Raw genomic sequence first — 18,747 nt, forward strand, 5'->3', positions numbered from 1 at the left:
TGGCAACGTAGAAGTCAGCACATCCATGTGCAAGTAAGGAAGCGAAGAGAACGAAGACCGGAGTGTGCGGTATTGGCACATGAGGATCTGAGTGAACGAGCTGGCGCAGAGATTTGAAGCTTATCTCAAGCTGACATCGGAGTATGGAAGTTAAGCTCTCAACGTCGATGGATAAGTAATTAGCACATGATCATGTATAAACATACTAAAATCACAATTGAATTAAGACAAAATGGTCTTTAAAGGGAGTAAAAGCCTAATTATTTTCATTAATGGTGCATAGCTTCTAAGAACCATGCAGATTTCCCTTATCCGAGAGTACTTTGTAAAAATAATTGTGTATAGTAAGGAATCTTCCTTTTAACAACTTCGAGATATCTTAAAATAAATGGATAATCATCACTGTTTGTATTTAATAATAAATCATACCACCAATCAGTTTCGTATCTAGAAATCATGCTTAAATTATATAAAATTAAGTAATGTATCAAAAGTTCAGGAATCGTACTTAACATATCTCTAGAGGTAGGCAGTGAATAGGTGTTTTTCTCTAATTGAAAGATGTATGGCGCACAGGAAAAAGGTTGTAAAGGACCTTTAACCTTTAATGAAATTATTTCCTTATGATCTTCTGCTTGGAGTGGAGATAATGATGAATTAAGCCCTAATAGGTATTCCTTTAACCTATCAGGTGTCATATGATATAAATCAGCTATATTTGTTGGAATCGTCATGATCGCATTCTCAACTTTAATGTCTACGAGAATTGACTTATTTTGATGGAAAAGATAAAGATCCTTCATTTCTGCTACTTGACTTAAAAGAAAATCCATTGAATACTTATCAAATTCAGTATGTTTCATGTGAAACAAATGAAATGCTACATGTGAAAACAAGCCATTTTTTTGAACTTTTACTTCATCTTTTAAGAAGTGATATTGTTGTTTTTTTCTTTTTCTACTTGAAACGCCGTGTGCTAAAACAGATGAGGTTGAAGGGTATTCAGGATCAACGCTCAAGGTGCTTGCTTTGAGTAATTGTGATAGGCCGTAGAACAGCAATATAGGTTGTATTGCAGTAGGTGAAGATTGAGCTTGTTTGAAGAAATTCTCTCCGTGCTTAAGAAAATAAACGAATCGGTAACTGTTATCATAGGCGAGTCCACTCGGATTTTTTAGCGATAAGTTGTGATAGTTTGCTTGTAAGCGGCGCTGTACAGTTTCAGTCGAATGATAAGAACGTAAAGTTTCCCAAGGTGAAAGGTCCATAGTAATAAACACTCCAATTATTGAATTCTAAATATTTAAACACTTCATTACTTCCTTGACAGTCAGTCATGCAGTTGATACTCTACTAATAATATTTTGCTGAAAAAGAGGGGGATTTACTATGTGGGAACAAAAATTTGTAAAAGAAGGTCTTACGTTTGATGATGTTTTGCTCGTTCCAGCTAAATCTGGAGTTTTACCGAGAGATGTAGACTTAAAGGTTGAACTTACACCTACATTAAAGTTAAACATCCCAATTATTAGCGCAGGAATGGATACTGTCACAGAAGCTGAGTTAGCAATTGCCATGGCTAGACAAGGTGGTCTAGGTATTATTCACAAAAACATGTCAATTGAACAGCAAGCAGAACAAGTTGATAAGGTAAAACGATCAGAACGAGGCGTAATTACCGACCCATTCTTTTTAACCCCAGATCACCAAGTATATGATGCTGAACATTTAATGGGTAAGTATCGCATCTCTGGAGTTCCAATTGTAAACAACCTTGAAGAGCAAAAACTTGTTGGTATCATCACCAATCGCGATATGAGATTTATTCAGGATTACTCAATCATGATTAACGATGTTATGACAAAGGAAAATCTCGTTACTGCATCTGTAGGAACAACATTAAAAGAAGCAGAAAGCATCCTTCAGAAATATAAGATTGAAAAACTCCCTCTTGTTGATGAGAACGGTATCTTAAAAGGGTTAATTACAATTAAAGATATTGAAAAGGTAATTGAGTTCCCACACTCTGCAAAAGATAATCAAGGCCGATTATTAGTAGGCGCAGCTGTGGGTGTGACAGCAGATACAATGCTACGGATAAAAAAACTAGTTGAAGCAAGTGTTGATGTAATTGTTGTGGATACTGCACATGGTCATTCAAATGGTGTACTAGAAACAGTTAAAAAAATACGAGATATGTACCCTAATCTAAATATAGTAGCTGGTAACGTTGCGACAGCTGAAGCTACAAAGGATTTAATTGAAGCGGGTGCAAATGTTGTGAAGGTTGGAATAGGTCCAGGTTCAATCTGCACAACTCGTATAGTCGCAGGTGTAGGTGTTCCTCAAATTACAGCAGTATATGATTGTGCAACAGAAGCAAGAAAACACGGTGTTACAATTATTGCCGACGGTGGGATTAAATATTCTGGAGACATGGTAAAAGCTCTTGGAGCCGGCGGTCACGCGGTCATGCTGGGTAGTCTCCTTGCTGGTACTACGGAAAGTCCAGGAGGAACTGAAATCTATCAAGGTAGACGGTTTAAAGTATATCGTGGAATGGGATCAGTTAGTGCGATGGAGAAGGGGAGTAAAGATCGTTACTTCCAAGAAGAAAATAAAAAGTTTGTGCCAGAGGGAATTGAAGGAAGAATTCCTTATAAAGGACCTTTAACAGATACAATTTATCAATTAGTTGGTGGAATTCGTTCTGGAATGGGATATTGTGGAACAGAAAGCCTTCAACAACTTCGTGAGAATACACAATTTGTCCGAATGACTGGTGCTGGCTTAAGAGAAAGTCACCCACATGATGTACAAATAACAAAAGAAGCGCCTAATTATTCTTTATCATAAGGAAATAGGTCAATAATCCTGTAAATTATGACAATTTACGAAAAAATAGACAGAGTCTTAACTCTGTCTATTTTTTTTTTGCTATGTGTGATAGAATCGAATTTGTGTTTCTAAAAAATAAGACTAGAACTTATAAATAGATAAATTAAAAATGGAGGGTGAAAAATTGAACAATAAGATGTTTAAGCGTGTATTGATAACTCTTTTGGCATTGTTTTTAGTACTAACTATTTTTGCACCGATTTCAGGTGTACATGCAGAAGGAGAACCAATTGATGTAAGCGCAAAGTCAGCAATCATAGTAGAGGCTTCAACTGGAACAATTTTATATGGGAAAAATATAGATGAAATGCTTCCTATTGCAAGTATGGCGAAGGTCATGACCGAGTATTTAGTATTAGAAGCAATTAATAAGGGTAAAATCAAGTGGGATCAAACGTACACTCCGAGTGAATATGTTTACAAAATCTCACAAAATACTAATCTATCAAATGTCCCATTAAGACAAGACGGCTCTTACAACGTTAAGGAATTATATGAAGCAATGGCTATATACTCTGCGAACGGTGCAGCGATCGGTCTTTCAGAAATAATTGCAGGCTCTGAGTCAAACTTTGTAAAAATGATGAATGACAAAGCAAAGGAATTAGGACTAGAGAATACACAGTTTGTTAATGTAACGGGATTAGAAAACGGTGATTTACTTGGACAGCACCCTGATGGAACTGAAGCAGATGCAGAAAATAAAATGTCAGCTCGTGCTATGGCAAAGCTTGCGCAAAGCTTAATTCAAGATTATCCAGAAATCCTTGAGACATCCAGTATTCCAAAAAAGGTCTTTAGAGAAGGTACCGAGGATAAAACAAATATGCCAAATTGGAACTGGATGTTGCAAGATCTAGTTTTTGAAACTGAAGGTGTCGACGGTTTAAAAACAGGCTCTACTAAATCAGCAGGATCTTGTTTTACTGCAACAGCAGAACGAGATGGAATGCGTGTCATCTCGGTTGTCATGAACGCAACCGACAAGGAGGGTAACTTGCATACTCCAAGATTTGTTGAAACGGAAAAAATGCTTGATTATGCATATAAAAACTTCACAATCCAAGAAGTTTATCCAGCTAATTTCCAATTAGATAAAAAATCGACAATTTCAGTCGTTAAAGGTAAGGAAAAAGAAGTGAAGGTTCATACCAAGGATGCACTTACTTTAGTCGTTAAGAACGGTGAAAAAGACGCATACAAGCCAAGCTTTGTCCTAGATGAAAAAATGTTAACAGAGGACGGCGAAATTACTGCTCCTCTTAAAAAAGAAGAAAAAGTTGGAATTATGAAGGTCGAATATACAGGTAAAGGTGAAAAATTAGGCTACCTTGATCAAAACAAAGGAATGCAAGTAGATCTTGTTACAAAAACAGCTGTAGAAAAAGCAAACTGGTTTGTTCTTTCTATGAGAGGTGTAGGTGGTTTCTTTGGCGGCTTATGGGGTAGTGTAACGGACACTGTTAAAGGTTGGTTTTAAATAAAAATACCATTCCATACTTGGAATGGTATTTTTATATTTGTATAGGAAGTTACAAAATTCTTGAACTGTGGATAGCGTTTTTATGACCTCGAGGGCTAAGCGCAGAAACTAGATTAGATGCTGTCCGGTCCTTACATCGGTAAACGGACGCTTGCACTTTTTTAATTGCGGATAGAAAACAAATAATCTTAGAATCAACGGCACCCTGCGAGTTATAAAAAAGTCGTTATTTTTTGATTAATAAAACAGAAATCCTTCCCAATTGACAGTTATGCATCTTCAATATATGATAATGAACGGATTAAAATGTTCGCATTGCAATTAATGTTTTATATAGAAAGAGAGGTTGCAAAAAATGTCTGTAGATCACCGGAAAAAAATGATTATTCTAATGATTAATATGTTTATTGCGATTGGGAGTTTTGGGATCATTATTCCCATCCTACCGGCATATCTGGAGTCAATAAATCAAGGTGGTACTGCTGCAGGGCTAATGATTGCAATTTTTGCAGGAGCACAGCTGATCTTTTCTCCGATCGCTGGTAAATGGTCTGATCAATATGGTCGTCGAAAAATGATCATTTATGGTTTGACTGGACTTACTCTGTCCATGTTTATATTCTACGCTGTGGATTCAATATGGTGGCTGTATGCTTCGCGTGTAGTTGGAGGAATTGGGGCTGCACTTTTAGTTCCAGCTATTTTTGCTTATGTAGCGGATATAACATCTATGGATCAACGTGCTAAAGGAAATAGTTATGTATCAGCAGCAATGTCTCTAGGAATTGTAGTTGGACCAGGAGTTGGTGGATTTTTAGCTGATTTTGGTTTAAAGATGCCATTTCTTATCTCCGCAATTGTTTCCTTATTAGCAGTAGCATTTTCTATCATTGTATTAAAAGATAGTGAGGTAGAGAAAAAAGCAGTTACAGTTGATTTCACTACCGATGATGAGTCAATGGCTAAAAAAATTGTAAGATCTGTTAAAATGCCTTACTTCATTCCGTTAATTATCACTCTAGTAATGAGTTTTGGATTGATGGCATATGAATCTGTTTTGGGTCTTTTTGTTGACAATCAGTTTGGAGCAACTCCTCAGGAAATTGCATGGATGATTACAGCAACAGGTATTGTGAGTGTTATTGTTCAACTGTTCTTCGTCGAACGAATTGTTCGTCACTATGGTGAAGGTATGGTACTTAATATATTCTTAGGGGTTGCTGCATTTGGCTTCTTCCTATCACTATTTGCATCAAGCTATATCTTTTTCTTTGGTATTACACTGCTAATTTTCCTTGCTACATCAATTCTTAGACCCGTGCTTAATACATTAATTTCAAAAATGGCGGGCGAGGAACAAGGGTTTGCGATGGGAATGAACAATGCATATATGAGTATTGGGAACATACTAGGACCTACACTTGCAGGTTTGTTATATGATATTGATATTATCTATCCTTTTGTTTTAGGATTAGTTTTCTTAGTCATCACGCTTGTTATGACATTGATTTGGCAAAAGCGCGTTTTAAATCCGAAAAAAATTACAAAACTAAATCAAGTTTAAGTACTGTAGGGTAACTAGATTAAATCGAATCTAGTTACCCTTTTTTCATACATCAGAATTTATATAATGCTAATACTGAGCAAGCGTTACGGAATCCAGCTCAAGCGACTAGCCCCGACGCACAGGACGTGCTAGTGCAGTCATGGCGATTGACGTCGCGTTTTTGACTGCCTCGAGGTCATAAGTCAATTCTAAATTGAAGGCAAAGACCACCATCTACCCTAGAATCGCCTTATGCTATGCCTAAGGCTGACCAAGGCCTCGCTCTTTTTTTAAAAAAATATGATAAGCCTAGGCTCGTGGTACTAAATCAATCCTAACGGCAATCTTAAGGCTAGTCTCAAGTCTCTCTCGACTAAAAGATTGACTATAGATAATGTTCTTAGCCTATTAATTAAGAATTGTTTTACTATTCCCGTTTATTTTAATAGGATTTTATATTAAATTAGGATAAAATAAGCATAGATGAATTTATTGAGTCTATATTACAAATCCTAAACATAGGGATGAACTTACATAAGGGGGACATACAAAATGAGTATTGGTACTGATCGTGTAAAACGGGGTATGGCTGAAATGCAAAAGGGCGGCGTGATAATGGACGTTGTCAATGCGGAGCAAGCAAAAATTGCTGAGGAAGCTGGTGCTGTTGCTGTTATGGCATTAGAGCGAGTTCCTGCTGATATCCGGGCAGCTGGTGGAGTAGCTAGAATGGCTGATCCTACAATCGTTGAAGCTGTTATGAACGCAGTTTCAATTCCAGTAATGGCTAAAGCACGTATTGGGCATATTGTTGAGGCCCGCATTCTTGAATCAATGGGTGTAGACTACATTGATGAGAGTGAAGTATTAACTCCTGCAGATGAAGAATATCACTTGTTAAAAAGTACGTTCACCGTACCATTTGTCTGTGGTTGCCGTGATTTAGGTGAAGCTACTAGACGTATTGCTGAAGGTGCTTCTATGTTGAGAACTAAGGGTGAGCCTGGAACAGGTAATATCGTCGAAGCTGTTAGACATATGCGTAAGGTAAATGGACAAATTAGAAAAGTGGCTAGCATGAGTGAAGATGAATTGATGACTGAAGCTAAGCTTTTAGGTGCACCGTTTGAGCTTCTTCTTCAGATTAAACGTGAAGGAAAGCTACCTGTTGTTAACTTTGCAGCTGGTGGTATAGCGACACCTGCAGATGCAGCATTAATGATGCAACTTGGAGCAGATGGTGTATTTGTTGGATCAGGAATTTTCAAATCTGAAAATCCGGCAAAATTTGCTCGTGCAATTGTTGAAGCTACAACTCACTTTGAAGATTATGAGTTGATTGCCTCTCTTTCAAAAGGACTAGGCTCTGCTATGAAGGGCATTGAGATTTCAACATTACTACCAGAACAAAGAATGCAAGAGCGCGGTTGGTAAAAACATGTTGAAAATCGGAGTACTAGGCTTACAAGGAGCAGTAAGAGAACATGTAACTTCAATTGAAGCATGTGGTGCAGAAGCAATCGTGGTGAAGACACCTAGTCAATTAGATGAAATTGATGGGTTAATTATGCCTGGTGGTGAAAGTACGACAATGCGTCGATTAATTGATAAATATCATTTTCTAGACCCACTAAAGGATTTTGCAAAGCAGGGTAAACCTTTGTTTGGGACATGCGCAGGGCTCATCCTACTCGCAAAGAATATAGTTGGCTATGACGAGTCTCACATCGGTGTATTGGATGCAACGGTTGAGCGGAACTCGTTTGGTCGCCAACGCGAAAGCTTTGAGGCAGAACTTAACATTACAGACGTAGCAGATGACTTTGTTGGAGTGTTCATACGAGCACCGCACATTGTTGAAGTTGGCGAAGATGTTGAAATTCTATCAAAGCATAATGGACGAATTGTAGCGGCGCGTCAAGGACACTTACTTGGTTGTTCTTTTCATCCAGAATTAACAAATGATCACCGTATGACTCAGTTGTTTTTAAATATGGTGAAAGAGTCCAAGGAAAAAAATTACGTATAAAAACCTTGCATCCTTCAAAAACTTGTAGTAAATTATGAATTACTAAAATATACGAAAACGTGTTGATAGGAAGTAGTAGCAAAGTGACCTATCTTAAGAGAGCCGGTGGTTGGTGAGAACCGGTGATAGTAGCTTGTGAATCCATCCTTGAATGAATAGTTGAAATTGCTTTATAAGCAAGTGTATTCTATTCCGGTACTGGCCGTTATCCATGAGGTGGAAAATGCAGTCTCTCTGTGTTTTTAACTAGGGTGGTAACGCGGGTAACTCTCGTCCCTTTCATAGGGATGGGAGTTTTTTTGTATTCATTTTTTATAAAAAGGAGAATTTATTATGCTGGATATTAAGTATTTAAGAGCAAATTTAGAAGAAGTTAAAACCAAACTAAGTGCACGTGGAGAAAATTTATCTGAGTTTGATAAATTTGAGGGCTTGGATCAGAAACGAAGAGAACTCATTTCTGGAACAGAAGTGCTAAAAAGTAAACGAAATGAAGCTTCTGCACAAATTGCTGTTTTAAAAAGAGAAAAGAAAGATGCCGATGCACTCATCACTGAAATGAAAGAGGTTGGAGACAAAGTTAAGGTACTTGATGATGAGCTCCGCATCGTAGAAAATGAACTTGAGAAGCTGATGCTTTCAATCCCTAATATTCCTCATGAGAGCGTTCCTGTGGGTGAATCAGAGGATGACAACGTTGAGGTTCGTAAATGGGGAGAAGTGAAAGAATTTGGATTTGAACCTAAACCACATTGGGAAGTAGCGGATGAATTAGGGATTCTAGATTTTGAACGAGCTGGAAAGGTAACAGGTAGTCGTTTCGTCTTTTACCGTGGGCTAGGGGCAAAATTAGAACGTGCATTGATTAACTTCATGCTTGATTTGCACGTAGAAGAGCACGGCTATACAGAAGTTTTACCGCCATACATCGTAAATCGTGACAGTATGACAGGAACTGGTCAGCTTCCGAAGTTTGAAGAGGATGCATTTAAGATTGCTGGTGAAGACTACTTTTTAATCCCAACTGCTGAGGTTCCAGTTACAAACTTACATCGAGATGAGATCCTAACGGCAGATCAACTACCTATTAACTACGCTGCATTTAGTGCATGTTTCCGTTCAGAAGCAGGTTCTGCGGGACGTGATACAAGAGGACTAATCCGTCAACACCAATTTAATAAAGTGGAAATGGTCAAATTTGTAAAGCCCGAAGATTCTTATCAAGAGCTTGAAACTTTAACAGGGCACGCAGAAAAGGTGCTTCAATTACTAGAACTTCCTTACAGAGTCTTAAATATGTGTACGGCTGACTTAGGTTTTACTGCTGCTAAGAAGTATGATATTGAAGTCTGGATTCCTAGCTATGAAACGTATCGGGAAATTTCATCTTGTAGTAATTTTGAATCTTTCCAAGCACGTCGAGCAAATATACGTTTCAGACGCGAAGCAAAAGGAAAACCAGAAAATGTCCACACATTAAATGGATCAGGGCTTGCAATTGGTAGAACAGTTGCTGCCATCTTAGAAAACTATCAGCAGGAAGATGGCAGTGTAATTATCCCTGAAGTACTTAGATCATATATGGGAAATAAAGAACGAATTAGCAAGTAAAAAGGAAAGTTTGCTGGGCAAGCATATATATTGTTGCCCAGCATTATTTGCTAAAAGGCTTGTGTAATGTACATATTATATGAAGAGTAACTACTTATTTTATTAACGATAAATCCTAAAAAGTAAATTCTAAATAAATTTTTAGAACTTTGTTGACAAGAATAATCAGTATATGATATATTAATTCTTGTCGAAACGGAGGAATACCCAAGTCCGGCTGAAGGGATCGGTCTTGAAAACCGACAGGGGTGTCAAAACCCGCGGGGGTTCGAATCCCTCTTCCTCCTCCATTTTATAACTATACTTATCTTATATTTTAGCGCATAGAATATGGGAGATTGTTAAAACGTTACTTTATTGTAACGTTTTTTTTATACACCAGAATTTATATAATTCTAAGACACAGTAGGCGTTTCGCAAATCCAGCTCCAGCGCCTAGCCCCGACGCACAGGACGTGCTAGTGCAGTTACAGCGACAGGACGTCGCGGTTGTAACTGCCTCGAGGTCATAAGTCAATTCTAAATTGAAGGCAAAGAACGCCTTCTATCTACCCTAGAATCGCCTTATGCTATGCCTAAGGCTGACCAAGGCGCCCTGCGCTTTTGTTCTTTGGTTAGTTATCAAAAAATAAGAGGTAAACCCATATGGGCTTACCTCTTATTTCTTTAGTAACCTTGTTTGTTCAATAAAATGTCCAATTCGTTCAACAATTGGTTCTATTGAATGTTCACTTGTTACGAGATCATAATCATTAATATCTAACCTTAAAACTGGACATGCATTAAAATTATTGATCCAATTTTCATAGCGGCTGTGCATTTCTTCCCAGTACTGAACAGGAGTTTGCTGTTCCATAGGGCGACCACGCACTTTTATTCTAGATAAGATATCTTCTAAGCTTCCTTCAAGATAGATTAGTAAATCAGGGTGTGGAAAGTAAGGCGTCATGACCATGGCGTCAAAAAGATTAGTATACGTTTCATAATCAACTTCCGTCATTGTTCCCTTTTCATAATGCATTTTTGCAAAGATGCCAGTATCCTCATAAATTGAACGATCTTGGACAAAGCCACCACCATATTCAAAAATTTTCTTTTGCTCCTTAAATCGTTCAGCTAAGAAATAGATTTGCAGATGAAAGCTCCAACGTTGGAAATCTGCATAAAATTTATCAAGGTACGGGTTCGTATCTACCTTTTCAAAAGAAGTCCGGAAGTTCAGGGCTCTTGCAAGAGCATTTGTCATCGTGGACTTACCAACTCCAACGGTTCCAGCAATTGTTATCACAGCATTATGCGGGATGTGATATTTTTCTCGAAGATTCATTTTGATATTACTCCTTTTTGTAAAGATTGATCTAAGACTTTAAAAATGTAATTCAGATCATTCTCTTGTTGAACAAAATCTAGATCATCACCGTTTAATCGAATAATGGGAATGGACGGATAATCTTGTTCCCACTGTGACATAGCTGTTTCATAATCCTCAGAGAGTTGACGTAAATAAGAAGGTTCAATACTCTTCTCAATATCTCGTCCTCTCATAGAGATGCGAGTGAGTAGGGTATCCAAGCTTGCATTAAGATAGATAATCAGGTTGGGCTTTGGCATGTCACTCGTTAATATATCGTAAATTTTTAAGTATTTATCGTATTGTTTTTCTTTTAATGTTCGTTTCGCAAAAATAAGATTTTTATACACATGGTAATCAGCAACAACAGGCTTGTCTAGTTTTAAAAAATCTTGCTCGATATCTTCAAGCTGTTTGTAGCGATTACACAGAAAAAACATTTCTGTTTGAAAACTCCACTCTTCAATATTCGTATAAAACTTACCGAGAAAAGGATTTTCGTCTACGATCTCTTTTAACAAGTGATAATGATAGTGTTCAGATATTGCTTTGGCTAATGAGGTTTTACCGACACCAATCGGGCCCTCAACAGTAATAAAGGGTATTCCATTCATTACGTGTCCTCCTCTAAAACAACCTTGCATTTACTTAAAAACAGACAGATTTTATTGTACCATAGTGTCTCCATTTAGAAAGTAACGATTTACGAAAAATGACTAATTTCCAATAATTATGCTGAAAAATGACAATAGTCAAAGCGTATATCCGTACAAACCTAAAGATGACAAAAGAAAAAAGCGATCTACTGAATCGCTTTTTTCTCCACTTGAAAGTTATCTGTAATAAGTAGCCAGTTTTGAGGGAAGGAAAGTCCTAGCTTCCAATAACTAATTCCTCTAAGGTCCAATTCCTTTATTAAATCGAACTTCGCTTGTATCGATCTCGCATCCTCGAACCAAACTTTATGTTCTTTGCCGCTAGTATCTTGATAGTCGAAGTTGGGTGCTTGTGACTTTGTATCGTACTTAATAGGAACATTATATTGACTTGCAAGTTGGATGGCTTGTTGCGGACTTACAGCTTTTGCAAATTGACCACCTTGAACGAAAGGTAAGGTCCAGTCGTATCCATATAAATTTTGTCCCATCATAATTTTCCGACTCGGCATTTCTGATATTGCATATTCAAGGACATCTCTGACAGGACCAATTGGAGAAACTGCCATTGGAGGACCAGCACTGTATCCCCACTCATATGTCATTATTACGACAAAATCAACAATTTCACCATGGGCTTTATAATCATGCCCTTCATACCATTTTCCTTTTTGATCCGCACTTGTTTTAGGAGCTAATGCTGTGGAAAGGAGCCATCCCTCGCGCTTAAAGCGATCCTTGGCTTTACGTAAAAATTGATTGTAAGCCTCGCGATCTTGGGGTCTTAAGTATTCCATATCAAAGTGAATGTCTCTAAATCCGTACTTTTTCGCCGTTTGAACAATATTTGTTAGAAGTTTATTTTGAATTTCTTGGTTCGTTAAAATAATTCTTCCTAGTTCATCGTTGAATTGATCGTTTTCTAAATTCGTAATGGCCATCATTAGTGTTACATTATTTTGTCTTGCTATCTGAGGGAAGTTATTTAGTAATGGCTCTTTTAATGTTCCATCACGTTTAATCTGAAAGCTAAAGGGGCCTAAATAAGTTAAATAAGGAGCTGCACTCCTTGTTGCTTGCTCGATGGTAGTGGTCACTTGTTGACGTGGCTCAACATAGGCATTTGTCTCTACAGATCGTTTTGTCCCTTGAGGGATATATAATCTAAAGCCAACTTGGAGAGGCTGTGATGCTGATATGCCATTGATCCTAGCAAGTTCATTTGCGTTAATTCCATATCTCTGCCCAATTTTCTGTAGACTATCTCCTGGTCTAACCCAATAAAATTGCCCTTGAATTGGAATGACAATGGCTTGACCAACGACAAGGTTGTTAGGATTTTGAATTTCATTCGTTCGGACAATCTCTTGTACAGTGGTGCTATAAGCCTGAGAAATTCCCACTAAACTTTGCCCCTGTTGGACAATATGGATTTGCATATATGTCCTCCTCTGTATAGCATTTTTCTACATCTTATGAGGAGAAACCTGATTACATGTTATTTAAATTTAACTGCAGACTAGGTGTAACAGATGCTTTTAGGACATTTTTCATCATTGTTAGAGCATACTCATTATCTTTTATGTCATTTGAGGTTATACAATCACTAGGAACAATTAAACTATATTCTCGCATGTATGCATCGTTCGCGGTAAAAAGGACGCAAATGTTTCCCGCAATACCAGTAATAATTAATGTTTGAACCCCTAGACTGTATAGAAGAGTATTTAATGCCGTCCCGTAAAAGGCAGAATGCTTTGGTTTGATTAAGAAATAGTCATCGTTTTCAGGGTATAATAGATCAATAATTGGCTGGCTCAGTGAGTTCGTACATTTCTGGGCGATTTTTTCGTAGTTAGCCTGCCAAAGATCATAATGATCGTTAATATAAACAATAGGGAGTTCACCTTTTTTCATTTCTTTCTTTAACTGATAAATAGGCTGAGCAATGTCATTTGCACGTTCTGCTAATACCGTTCCATTTTCAAATTTAAAATTATTTATCATGTCGATAATAAGTAGAGCTGTTTTCTTTTTAGGTAACATATCAAACACTCCCAATGATCGGTTGACCCGAATACATAAAATAAATGCTTCGAATCACTTCTTATAAGGATAGAATGTGTAATAGAGCATGGTTATATAAGGAGCTTTTTTATGAAGAGTGATTATTACTACATGGAATTAGCAATAGAGGAAGCAAAGAAGGCTGAAGAGATTGGTGAGGTTCCCATAGGAGCTATCTTAGTGTCGGATGGTAAAGTTATAGCAAAAGCTCACAATTTACGAGAAATAGAGCAACGTTCAATTGCCCATGCCGAAATATTAGCAATCGATAAAGCATGTAAAAAGGCGGGAACTTGGCGGCTTGAGAATGCAACATTATATGTGACGCTTGAGCCTTGCCCTATGTGTGCAGGAGCAATTGTACTCTCGCGTATTAAACGTGTTGTATATGGAGCATCAGATCCTAAAGGTGGCTGTGCCGGAACATTAATGAATTTACTACAAGAAGAACGGTTTAATCATCAAGTTGAAATTGCAAAAGGTGTATTGGAAATAGAGTGTGGTGAGCTACTTAGCACATTCTTCCGTAAGATACGCGAGAAAAAGAAACGAAGCCGGGTGGAATAATCACTTGAAAAAACTTACAATTGCTAAGCGTTGCAATTTCTACAAAAAGCAGATATACTAATACAAGCGTCGTACTAAACGGCGCAACCAAATATGGTTTCAATTTTGCCGTGCTAAGCGGGGAGGTAGCGGTGCCCTGTACTCGCAATCCGCTCTAGCGAGGCCGAATTCCTTCTAGAGGTTAGTAAACTGTAGGGCTGCCTCAAGTAAGTGGTGTTGACGCCTGGGTCCTGCGCAATGGGAATCCATGAACCATGTCAGGTCCGGAAGGAAGCAGCATTAAGTGGAAGCTCCCATGTGCCGCAGGGTTGCCTGGGCCGAGCTAACTGCTTGAGTAACGCTTATGGTTTCTAATCGAAGGAAGGTGCACGGCAGTTTCCTTACATACTAACTCACTCATTTTATGGGTGAGTTTTTGTATTTTAAAAAAGATATGTAATGGTATTCTGAATTGGTTCAAACTAATTTTTGTTAGATAGAATAGTTACTTCGATTATGTGAATTTTCTTTTATAAAAAGGGTGTTTCTGAGACAACTCCTTTTGGAAAATACTAAATGGTTGCGTTATAATAGAAGAGAAGAATTTTGAGGGGGCGTTTACGTGAGTTATCAGGCTTTATACCGTGTCTGGCGGCCGCAGCTATTTCATGATGTGGTTGGACAGGAACATATCACAAGAACGCTACAGAATGCCCTCCTGCAGGAGAAATTTTCGCATGCCTATTTATTTTCAGGTCCCAGAGGAACTGGGAAGACTAGTGCTGCAAAAATTTTTGCGAAAACAGTTAATTGTGAAAAGGCCCCGGTTGCAGAACCATGTAACGAATGTGCATCTTGCAGAGGTATTACAGATGGATCAATATCAGATGTAATTGAAATTGATGCAGCTTCAAATAATGGTGTTGATGAAATTAGGGATATTCGTGACAAAGTGAAATATGCACCATCTTCGGTCTCATATAAAGTCTATATTGTTGATGAAGTTCACATGCTCTCTATCGGTGCGTTTAATGCTCTATTAAAAACATTAGAAGAACCACCAAAACATGTCTTATTTATTTTAGCGACAACTGAACCACATAAAATCCCGCTAACAATTATTTCCCGTTGTCAGCGCTTTGATTTTAGGAGAATTACCGCTGGTGCAATTGTGGGACGGATGCAAGAGGTTATACATAACCAAGATATAGAAGTTGAAGATGCTGCTCTACAAGTGATTGCTCGTGCTGCAGATGGTGGCATGCGTGATGCTTTAAGTCTACTAGATCAAGCTATTTCATTTAGTGAAGATAAACTAAGGTTAGAAGAGGCCTTGCTCATAACTGGCGCAATATCACAAGGCTTTCTAAGTCAACTCGTTAGATCAATTCATGAAAAGGATGTTACGACAGCACTGAGAGCGCTAGATCAACTCATGCAACAAGGAAAAGACCCATCTCGATTCATTGAAGACTTAATCTACTATTTCCGGGATATGTTGTTATACCAAACTGCGCCACAGTTAGAAGAAGTACTTGAACGTGTTACGATTGACAACGAATTTACCGCGTTAGCTGAGAAACTCTCGACAAGTGAAATCTACGACACTATAGATGTTTTAAACAAAAGCCAGCAGGAAATGAAATGGACCAACCACCCAAGAATATTTCTTGAAGTAGCACTTGTGAAACTATGTCAGGAATCTGTGTCAGCCGTCATAGTAACTGAAACAGAAGGATTTTCCACGCTATTAAATAGAATCAACTCCCTTGAATCAGAACTCACTCAAATAAAACAGCAGGGTATTACATTAGCACAACAACAACCTAGTGCCAGTAAAGAACCTAAGCAAAAAATGATGAGAAGCGGCTATAAGGTACCAGAAGGGCGAATTCATGAAATCCTGAAGGTGGCGACTAGAAATGACCTTGAAGTTGTGAAAAAACGTTGGGGAGAGCTCCTTGAAGTTTTAAGAAAACAAAATAAAGTATCCCACGCAGCTTTATTAACGGATAGTGAACCAGTTGCAGCTTCAGAAAGTGCTTTTATTTTGAAATTCAAGTTTGAGATTCATTGTAAAATGGTTGCTGAGAATAACAATAATGTTCGATCTAATATGGAGGCGATTCTATACGAATTGCTAGGTAAAAGGTTGGAAATGGTTGGCGTTCCAGACCAAGAATGGGGTAAACTAAGAGAAGAGTTTCTGCGATTCCAGAGAAGTGATGAAGACACAGATCAACAAGAAGATGGAGAAGATCCACTCATTGCAGAAGCAAAAAAATTAGTAGGCAATGAACTAATTGAAATAAAAGATTAATAATGGAGGAATTGACTATGAACCGTGGCGGAATGGGTAATATGCAAAAAATGATGAAGCAAATGCAAAAAATGCAAAAGGATATGGAAAAGGCTCAAGAAGAACTTGCTCTAAAAACTGTTGAGGGTACTGTTGCCGGTGGAATGGTCACTGTAACAGTAAATGGACAAAAGGAAGTTCTAAGTGTAACAATTAAAGAAGAAGTAGTAGATCCTGAAGATATCGATATGCTTCAAGACTTAGTATTAGCAGCAACAAATGACGCTTTAAAGAAGATGGATGATTTAACAAGTGATACAATGGGACAATTCACCAAAGGAATGAACTTGCCTGGAATGTTCTAGGATAGGAAAGTGAAAATGTTTTGATTTAGTTTGTGTTTTTGAATCCAGCTCTAGCGCCCAGCGACTTATGGCTTCCTGTCACTCTACGTCGCTAAATGGGCGCTTGTTCTTTTTTTTATTACTAACAGAATTTATATAATTCTAAGACTCAGTAAGCGTTTCGCAAGTCCAGCTCCAGCGCCTAGCCCCGAGGCACAGGACGTGCTAGTGCAGTCATGGCGATTGACGTCGCGTTTTTGACTGCCTCGAGGTCATAAGTCAATTCTAAATTGAAGGCAAAGAACACCTTCTACCCTAGAATCGCCTTATGCTATGCCTAAGGCTGAACAAGGCGTTTGTGCTTTTTTAAGGAGGAGTAAGAATGCATTATCCTGAACCGATATCAAAGCTAATTGATAGCTTTATGAGATTGCCAGGAATAGGGCCGAAAACAGCGGTTCGTCTGGCTTTTTTTGTATTAAATATGAAAGAAGATGTTGTATTAGATTTCGCAAAAGCTTTAGTTAACGCTAAAAGAAACTTATCTTATTGTTCAGTTTGTGGCCATATTACCGATCAAGACCCATGCTACATATGTGAAGATGACCGTCGAGATAAAAGTGTAGTTTGTGTTATTCAAGATCCTAAAGATGTAATCGCGATGGAAAAAATGAAAGAATATAATGGCCTTTATCACGTATTACATGGGGCAATCTCTCCAATGGATGGAATAGGACCTGAAGATATAAAAATTCCTGAACTTTTAAAAAGACTCCAGGATGATCTTATTCAAGAGGTCATCTTAGCAACAAATCCCAATATTGAGGGAGAAGCTACAGCTATGTATATATCAAGACTCTTAAAGCCAACAGGAATTAAAATAACGAGAATTGCACACGGCTTGCCAATGGGTGGAGACTTAGAATATGCAGATGAGGTTACTTTATCAAAAGCTATGGAAGGAAGAAGAGAAATTTAAAAGGGGGTACTTCTATGCTTTTTCGCCGAAAAGGTTGGTTAAGAAATCAGTACGACCAGCTTCTTCTTGAAAGTCTACTATCAGCGAAAAGTGAATGGAACCGGCAAAAGCAGTTAGTTGATAAGAGTGTTGAACCCTCTTCTGAAGTGTTATATGAACTTAAACTTGCAGAAGCTAAGTACTTTTTTCTATTTAAAGAAGCAAAAAAGCGCAACATTACATTTGGTAAATATCGAGGTTCTTTATAAGGTTAACTTGTTAAAAGGACGAAACAGCTTGTTCTATTTTGCGACAACTTTCATATCTTCTTACTATTAGGAAATGAAAGTGAGTGATAACGTGGAACCAATTTTAGTTTTTTCTGTCCTTGGCGGCTTGATCTTGGTCCTACTATTTGTGGGCGCTCCAATAAGACCGCTAAGATGGGTTGGACAAGTGCTCGTAAAAATTACAGTCGGGGCTTTATTACTTTTTTTCGTAAATGCATTTGGAACAAGTTTAGATCTTCATATACCAATTAACTTAATTACATCTAGCATTTCCGGGTTATTAGGTATCCCTGGACTACTAGCGTTAATCGTCATTAAAACGATGATTACGGGATAAAACAAATGGGAAACCATTTGTTTTATTTTTTTTGTTGACAGTATAATATCTAAGTGATATATTTATGTACGTCGCTGATGCGGTTCAGTAACTTTATAGAGTTACTTCTTAAAAAAGTTATTGACACGATTTGCGTGTTTATGATATACTGACGAAGTCGCTTTTAGGCGAATGAGTTAAAAAGTTCTTTGAAAACTAAACAAAACCAAGCGTGCCAACGTTGATTTAATCAACAAAAGCAACAAAGTTTTTTTCGCACATTTGTGTGCAAAAGAAGAGCTAGTCAAACAATCTTATTGGAGAGTTTGATCCTGGCTCAGGACGAACGCTGG

At 37.8% G+C, this 18,747-nt stretch carries 17 protein-coding genes, 1 tRNA gene, 1 other RNA gene and 1 other annotated feature; of the genes, 14 read left to right on the forward strand and 5 right to left on the reverse strand.

Features of this window, described 5'->3' with window-relative positions:
• Window positions 1–308 precede the first annotated feature (308 nt).
• The gene (locus tag ACFFIX_RS26610) at window positions 309–1,280 is read right to left on the reverse strand and encodes a YaaC family protein (protein WP_378939522.1); all 972 of its coding nucleotides are present in this window, start codon (window positions 1,278–1,280) and stop codon (window positions 309–311) included.
• A 109-nt stretch (window positions 1,281–1,389) separates the two neighbouring features.
• Between ACFFIX_RS26610 and guaB the strand changes: the two genes are divergently transcribed.
• From guaB to ACFFIX_RS26645, 7 genes are all read left to right on the forward strand, one after another.
• Window positions 1,390–2,856 (forward strand): IMP dehydrogenase, encoded by a 1,467-nt coding sequence (gene guaB / locus ACFFIX_RS26615; protein ID WP_378939524.1) that lies wholly within the window; start codon window positions 1,390–1,392, stop codon window positions 2,854–2,856.
• Between the two features lie 166 nt (window positions 2,857–3,022).
• On the forward strand, window positions 3,023–4,378 hold the full coding sequence (locus ACFFIX_RS26620; protein WP_378939526.1) for a D-alanyl-D-alanine carboxypeptidase family protein: 1,356 nt from the start codon (window positions 3,023–3,025) through the stop codon (window positions 4,376–4,378).
• A gap of 358 nt (window positions 4,379–4,736) precedes the next feature.
• Entirely contained in the window at window positions 4,737–5,945 is a 1,209-nt protein-coding gene (locus ACFFIX_RS26625) for an MFS transporter (RefSeq protein ID WP_378939527.1), read from the forward strand.
• A gap of 534 nt (window positions 5,946–6,479) precedes the next feature.
• Entirely contained in the window at window positions 6,480–7,361 is an 882-nt protein-coding gene (gene pdxS, locus ACFFIX_RS26630) for a pyridoxal 5'-phosphate synthase lyase subunit PdxS (RefSeq protein WP_378939529.1), read from the forward strand.
• Between the two features lie 4 nt (window positions 7,362–7,365).
• A complete protein-coding gene (gene pdxT / locus ACFFIX_RS26635) occupies window positions 7,366–7,956 on the forward strand; it encodes a pyridoxal 5'-phosphate synthase glutaminase subunit PdxT (RefSeq protein WP_378939531.1) in 591 nt (196 codons plus the stop codon).
• A gap of 53 nt (window positions 7,957–8,009) precedes the next feature.
• Window positions 8,010–8,237: a binding site (T-box leader), on the forward strand.
• A gap of 52 nt (window positions 8,238–8,289) precedes the next feature.
• The gene (serS, locus tag ACFFIX_RS26640; protein ID WP_378939533.1) at window positions 8,290–9,567 is read left to right on the forward strand and encodes a serine--tRNA ligase; all 1,278 of its coding nucleotides are present in this window, start codon (window positions 8,290–8,292) and stop codon (window positions 9,565–9,567) included.
• A gap of 197 nt (window positions 9,568–9,764) precedes the next feature.
• Window positions 9,765–9,857 (forward strand) — tRNA-Ser (locus ACFFIX_RS26645).
• Window positions 9,858–10,225: 368 nt separating this feature from the next.
• Here ACFFIX_RS26645 and ACFFIX_RS26650 read toward each other — a convergent pair.
• From ACFFIX_RS26650 to ACFFIX_RS26665, 4 genes are all read right to left on the reverse strand, one after another.
• A complete protein-coding gene (locus tag ACFFIX_RS26650) occupies window positions 10,226–10,894 on the reverse strand; it encodes a deoxynucleoside kinase (RefSeq protein WP_378939535.1) in 669 nt (222 codons plus the stop codon).
• Complete coding sequence (locus ACFFIX_RS26655) at window positions 10,891–11,532, reverse strand: deoxynucleoside kinase (protein WP_378939537.1); 642 nt, start codon at window positions 11,530–11,532, stop codon at window positions 10,891–10,893. Before ACFFIX_RS26655 ends, ACFFIX_RS26650 begins: the two co-directional genes overlap by 4 nt.
• A 188-nt stretch (window positions 11,533–11,720) precedes the next feature.
• Entirely contained in the window at window positions 11,721–13,013 is a 1,293-nt protein-coding gene (locus tag ACFFIX_RS26660) for a glycoside hydrolase family 18 protein (protein ID WP_378939539.1), read from the reverse strand.
• A 52-nt stretch (window positions 13,014–13,065) separates the two neighbouring features.
• The gene (locus ACFFIX_RS26665) at window positions 13,066–13,620 is read right to left on the reverse strand and encodes a cysteine hydrolase family protein (RefSeq protein WP_378939541.1); all 555 of its coding nucleotides are present in this window, start codon (window positions 13,618–13,620) and stop codon (window positions 13,066–13,068) included.
• A 111-nt stretch (window positions 13,621–13,731) separates the two neighbouring features.
• On the opposite strand from ACFFIX_RS26665, the gene tadA reads away from it, so the two are divergent.
• The 7 genes from tadA to ACFFIX_RS26700 all read left to right on the forward strand — a co-directional run bounded on the left by tadA (window position 13,732) and on the right by ACFFIX_RS26700 (window position 18,415).
• Window positions 13,732–14,208, forward strand: coding sequence for a tRNA adenosine(34) deaminase TadA (gene tadA / locus ACFFIX_RS26670; RefSeq protein WP_378939542.1), 477 nt, complete (start codon window positions 13,732–13,734; stop codon window positions 14,206–14,208).
• A gap of 108 nt (window positions 14,209–14,316) precedes the next feature.
• An RNA gene (gene ffs, locus ACFFIX_RS26675) (signal recognition particle sRNA large type) lies at window positions 14,317–14,580 on the forward strand.
• A 229-nt stretch (window positions 14,581–14,809) separates the two neighbouring features.
• A complete protein-coding gene (dnaX, locus tag ACFFIX_RS26680; RefSeq protein ID WP_378939544.1) occupies window positions 14,810–16,507 on the forward strand; it encodes a DNA polymerase III subunit gamma/tau in 1,698 nt (565 codons plus the stop codon).
• 17 nt (window positions 16,508–16,524) lie between these two features.
• On the forward strand, window positions 16,525–16,851 hold the full coding sequence (locus ACFFIX_RS26685) for a YbaB/EbfC family nucleoid-associated protein (protein ID WP_378939546.1): 327 nt from the start codon (window positions 16,525–16,527) through the stop codon (window positions 16,849–16,851).
• A 361-nt stretch (window positions 16,852–17,212) separates the two neighbouring features.
• Window positions 17,213–17,809: a recombination mediator RecR gene (gene recR, locus ACFFIX_RS26690; RefSeq protein WP_378939548.1), complete on the forward strand. Its 597-nt coding sequence runs from the start codon at window positions 17,213–17,215 to the stop codon at window positions 17,807–17,809.
• Window positions 17,810–17,823: 14 nt separating this feature from the next.
• Window positions 17,824–18,057 (forward strand): YaaL family protein, encoded by a 234-nt coding sequence (locus ACFFIX_RS26695; protein WP_378939550.1) that lies wholly within the window; start codon window positions 17,824–17,826, stop codon window positions 18,055–18,057.
• Between the two features lie 91 nt (window positions 18,058–18,148).
• Window positions 18,149–18,415, forward strand: a complete 267-nt coding sequence (locus tag ACFFIX_RS26700; protein ID WP_378939552.1) for a pro-sigmaK processing inhibitor BofA family protein — start codon at window positions 18,149–18,151, stop codon at window positions 18,413–18,415.
• Window positions 18,416–18,747 lie beyond the last annotated feature (332 nt).

Origin of the sequence: Metabacillus herbersteinensis (genome assembly GCF_042433335.1) — a bacterium.
Classification (GTDB): Bacteria; Bacillota; Bacilli; order Bacillales; family Bacillaceae; genus Metabacillus; species Metabacillus herbersteinensis.

Excerpts from the sequence above, each read along its gene's own strand:
- guaB (WP_378939524.1), top strand. The coding sequence starts at position 1,390 with ATGTGGGAACAAAAATTTGTAAAAGAAGGTCTTACGTTTGATGATGTT.
- ACFFIX_RS26625 (WP_378939527.1), top strand. The coding sequence starts at position 4,737 with ATGTCTGTAGATCACCGGAAAAAAATGATTATTCTAATGATTAATATG.
- pdxS (WP_378939529.1), top strand. The coding sequence starts at position 6,480 with ATGAGTATTGGTACTGATCGTGTAAAACGGGGTATGGCTGAAATGCAA.
- pdxT (WP_378939531.1), top strand. The coding sequence starts at position 7,366 with ATGTTGAAAATCGGAGTACTAGGCTTACAAGGAGCAGTAAGAGAACAT.
- serS (WP_378939533.1), top strand. The coding sequence starts at position 8,290 with ATGCTGGATATTAAGTATTTAAGAGCAAATTTAGAAGAAGTTAAAACC.
- ACFFIX_RS26650 (WP_378939535.1), bottom strand. The coding sequence starts at position 10,894 with ATGAATCTTCGAGAAAAATATCACATCCCGCATAATGCTGTGATAACA.
- ACFFIX_RS26655 (WP_378939537.1), bottom strand. The coding sequence starts at position 11,532 with ATGAATGGAATACCCTTTATTACTGTTGAGGGCCCGATTGGTGTCGGT.
- ACFFIX_RS26660 (WP_378939539.1), bottom strand. The coding sequence starts at position 13,013 with ATGCAAATCCATATTGTCCAACAGGGGCAAAGTTTAGTGGGAATTTCT.
- ACFFIX_RS26665 (WP_378939541.1), bottom strand. The coding sequence starts at position 13,620 with ATGTTACCTAAAAAGAAAACAGCTCTACTTATTATCGACATGATAAAT.
- tadA (WP_378939542.1), top strand. The coding sequence starts at position 13,732 with ATGAAGAGTGATTATTACTACATGGAATTAGCAATAGAGGAAGCAAAG.
- ACFFIX_RS26685 (WP_378939546.1), top strand. The coding sequence starts at position 16,525 with ATGAACCGTGGCGGAATGGGTAATATGCAAAAAATGATGAAGCAAATG.
- recR (WP_378939548.1), top strand. The coding sequence starts at position 17,213 with ATGCATTATCCTGAACCGATATCAAAGCTAATTGATAGCTTTATGAGA.
- ACFFIX_RS26695 (WP_378939550.1), top strand. The coding sequence starts at position 17,824 with ATGCTTTTTCGCCGAAAAGGTTGGTTAAGAAATCAGTACGACCAGCTT.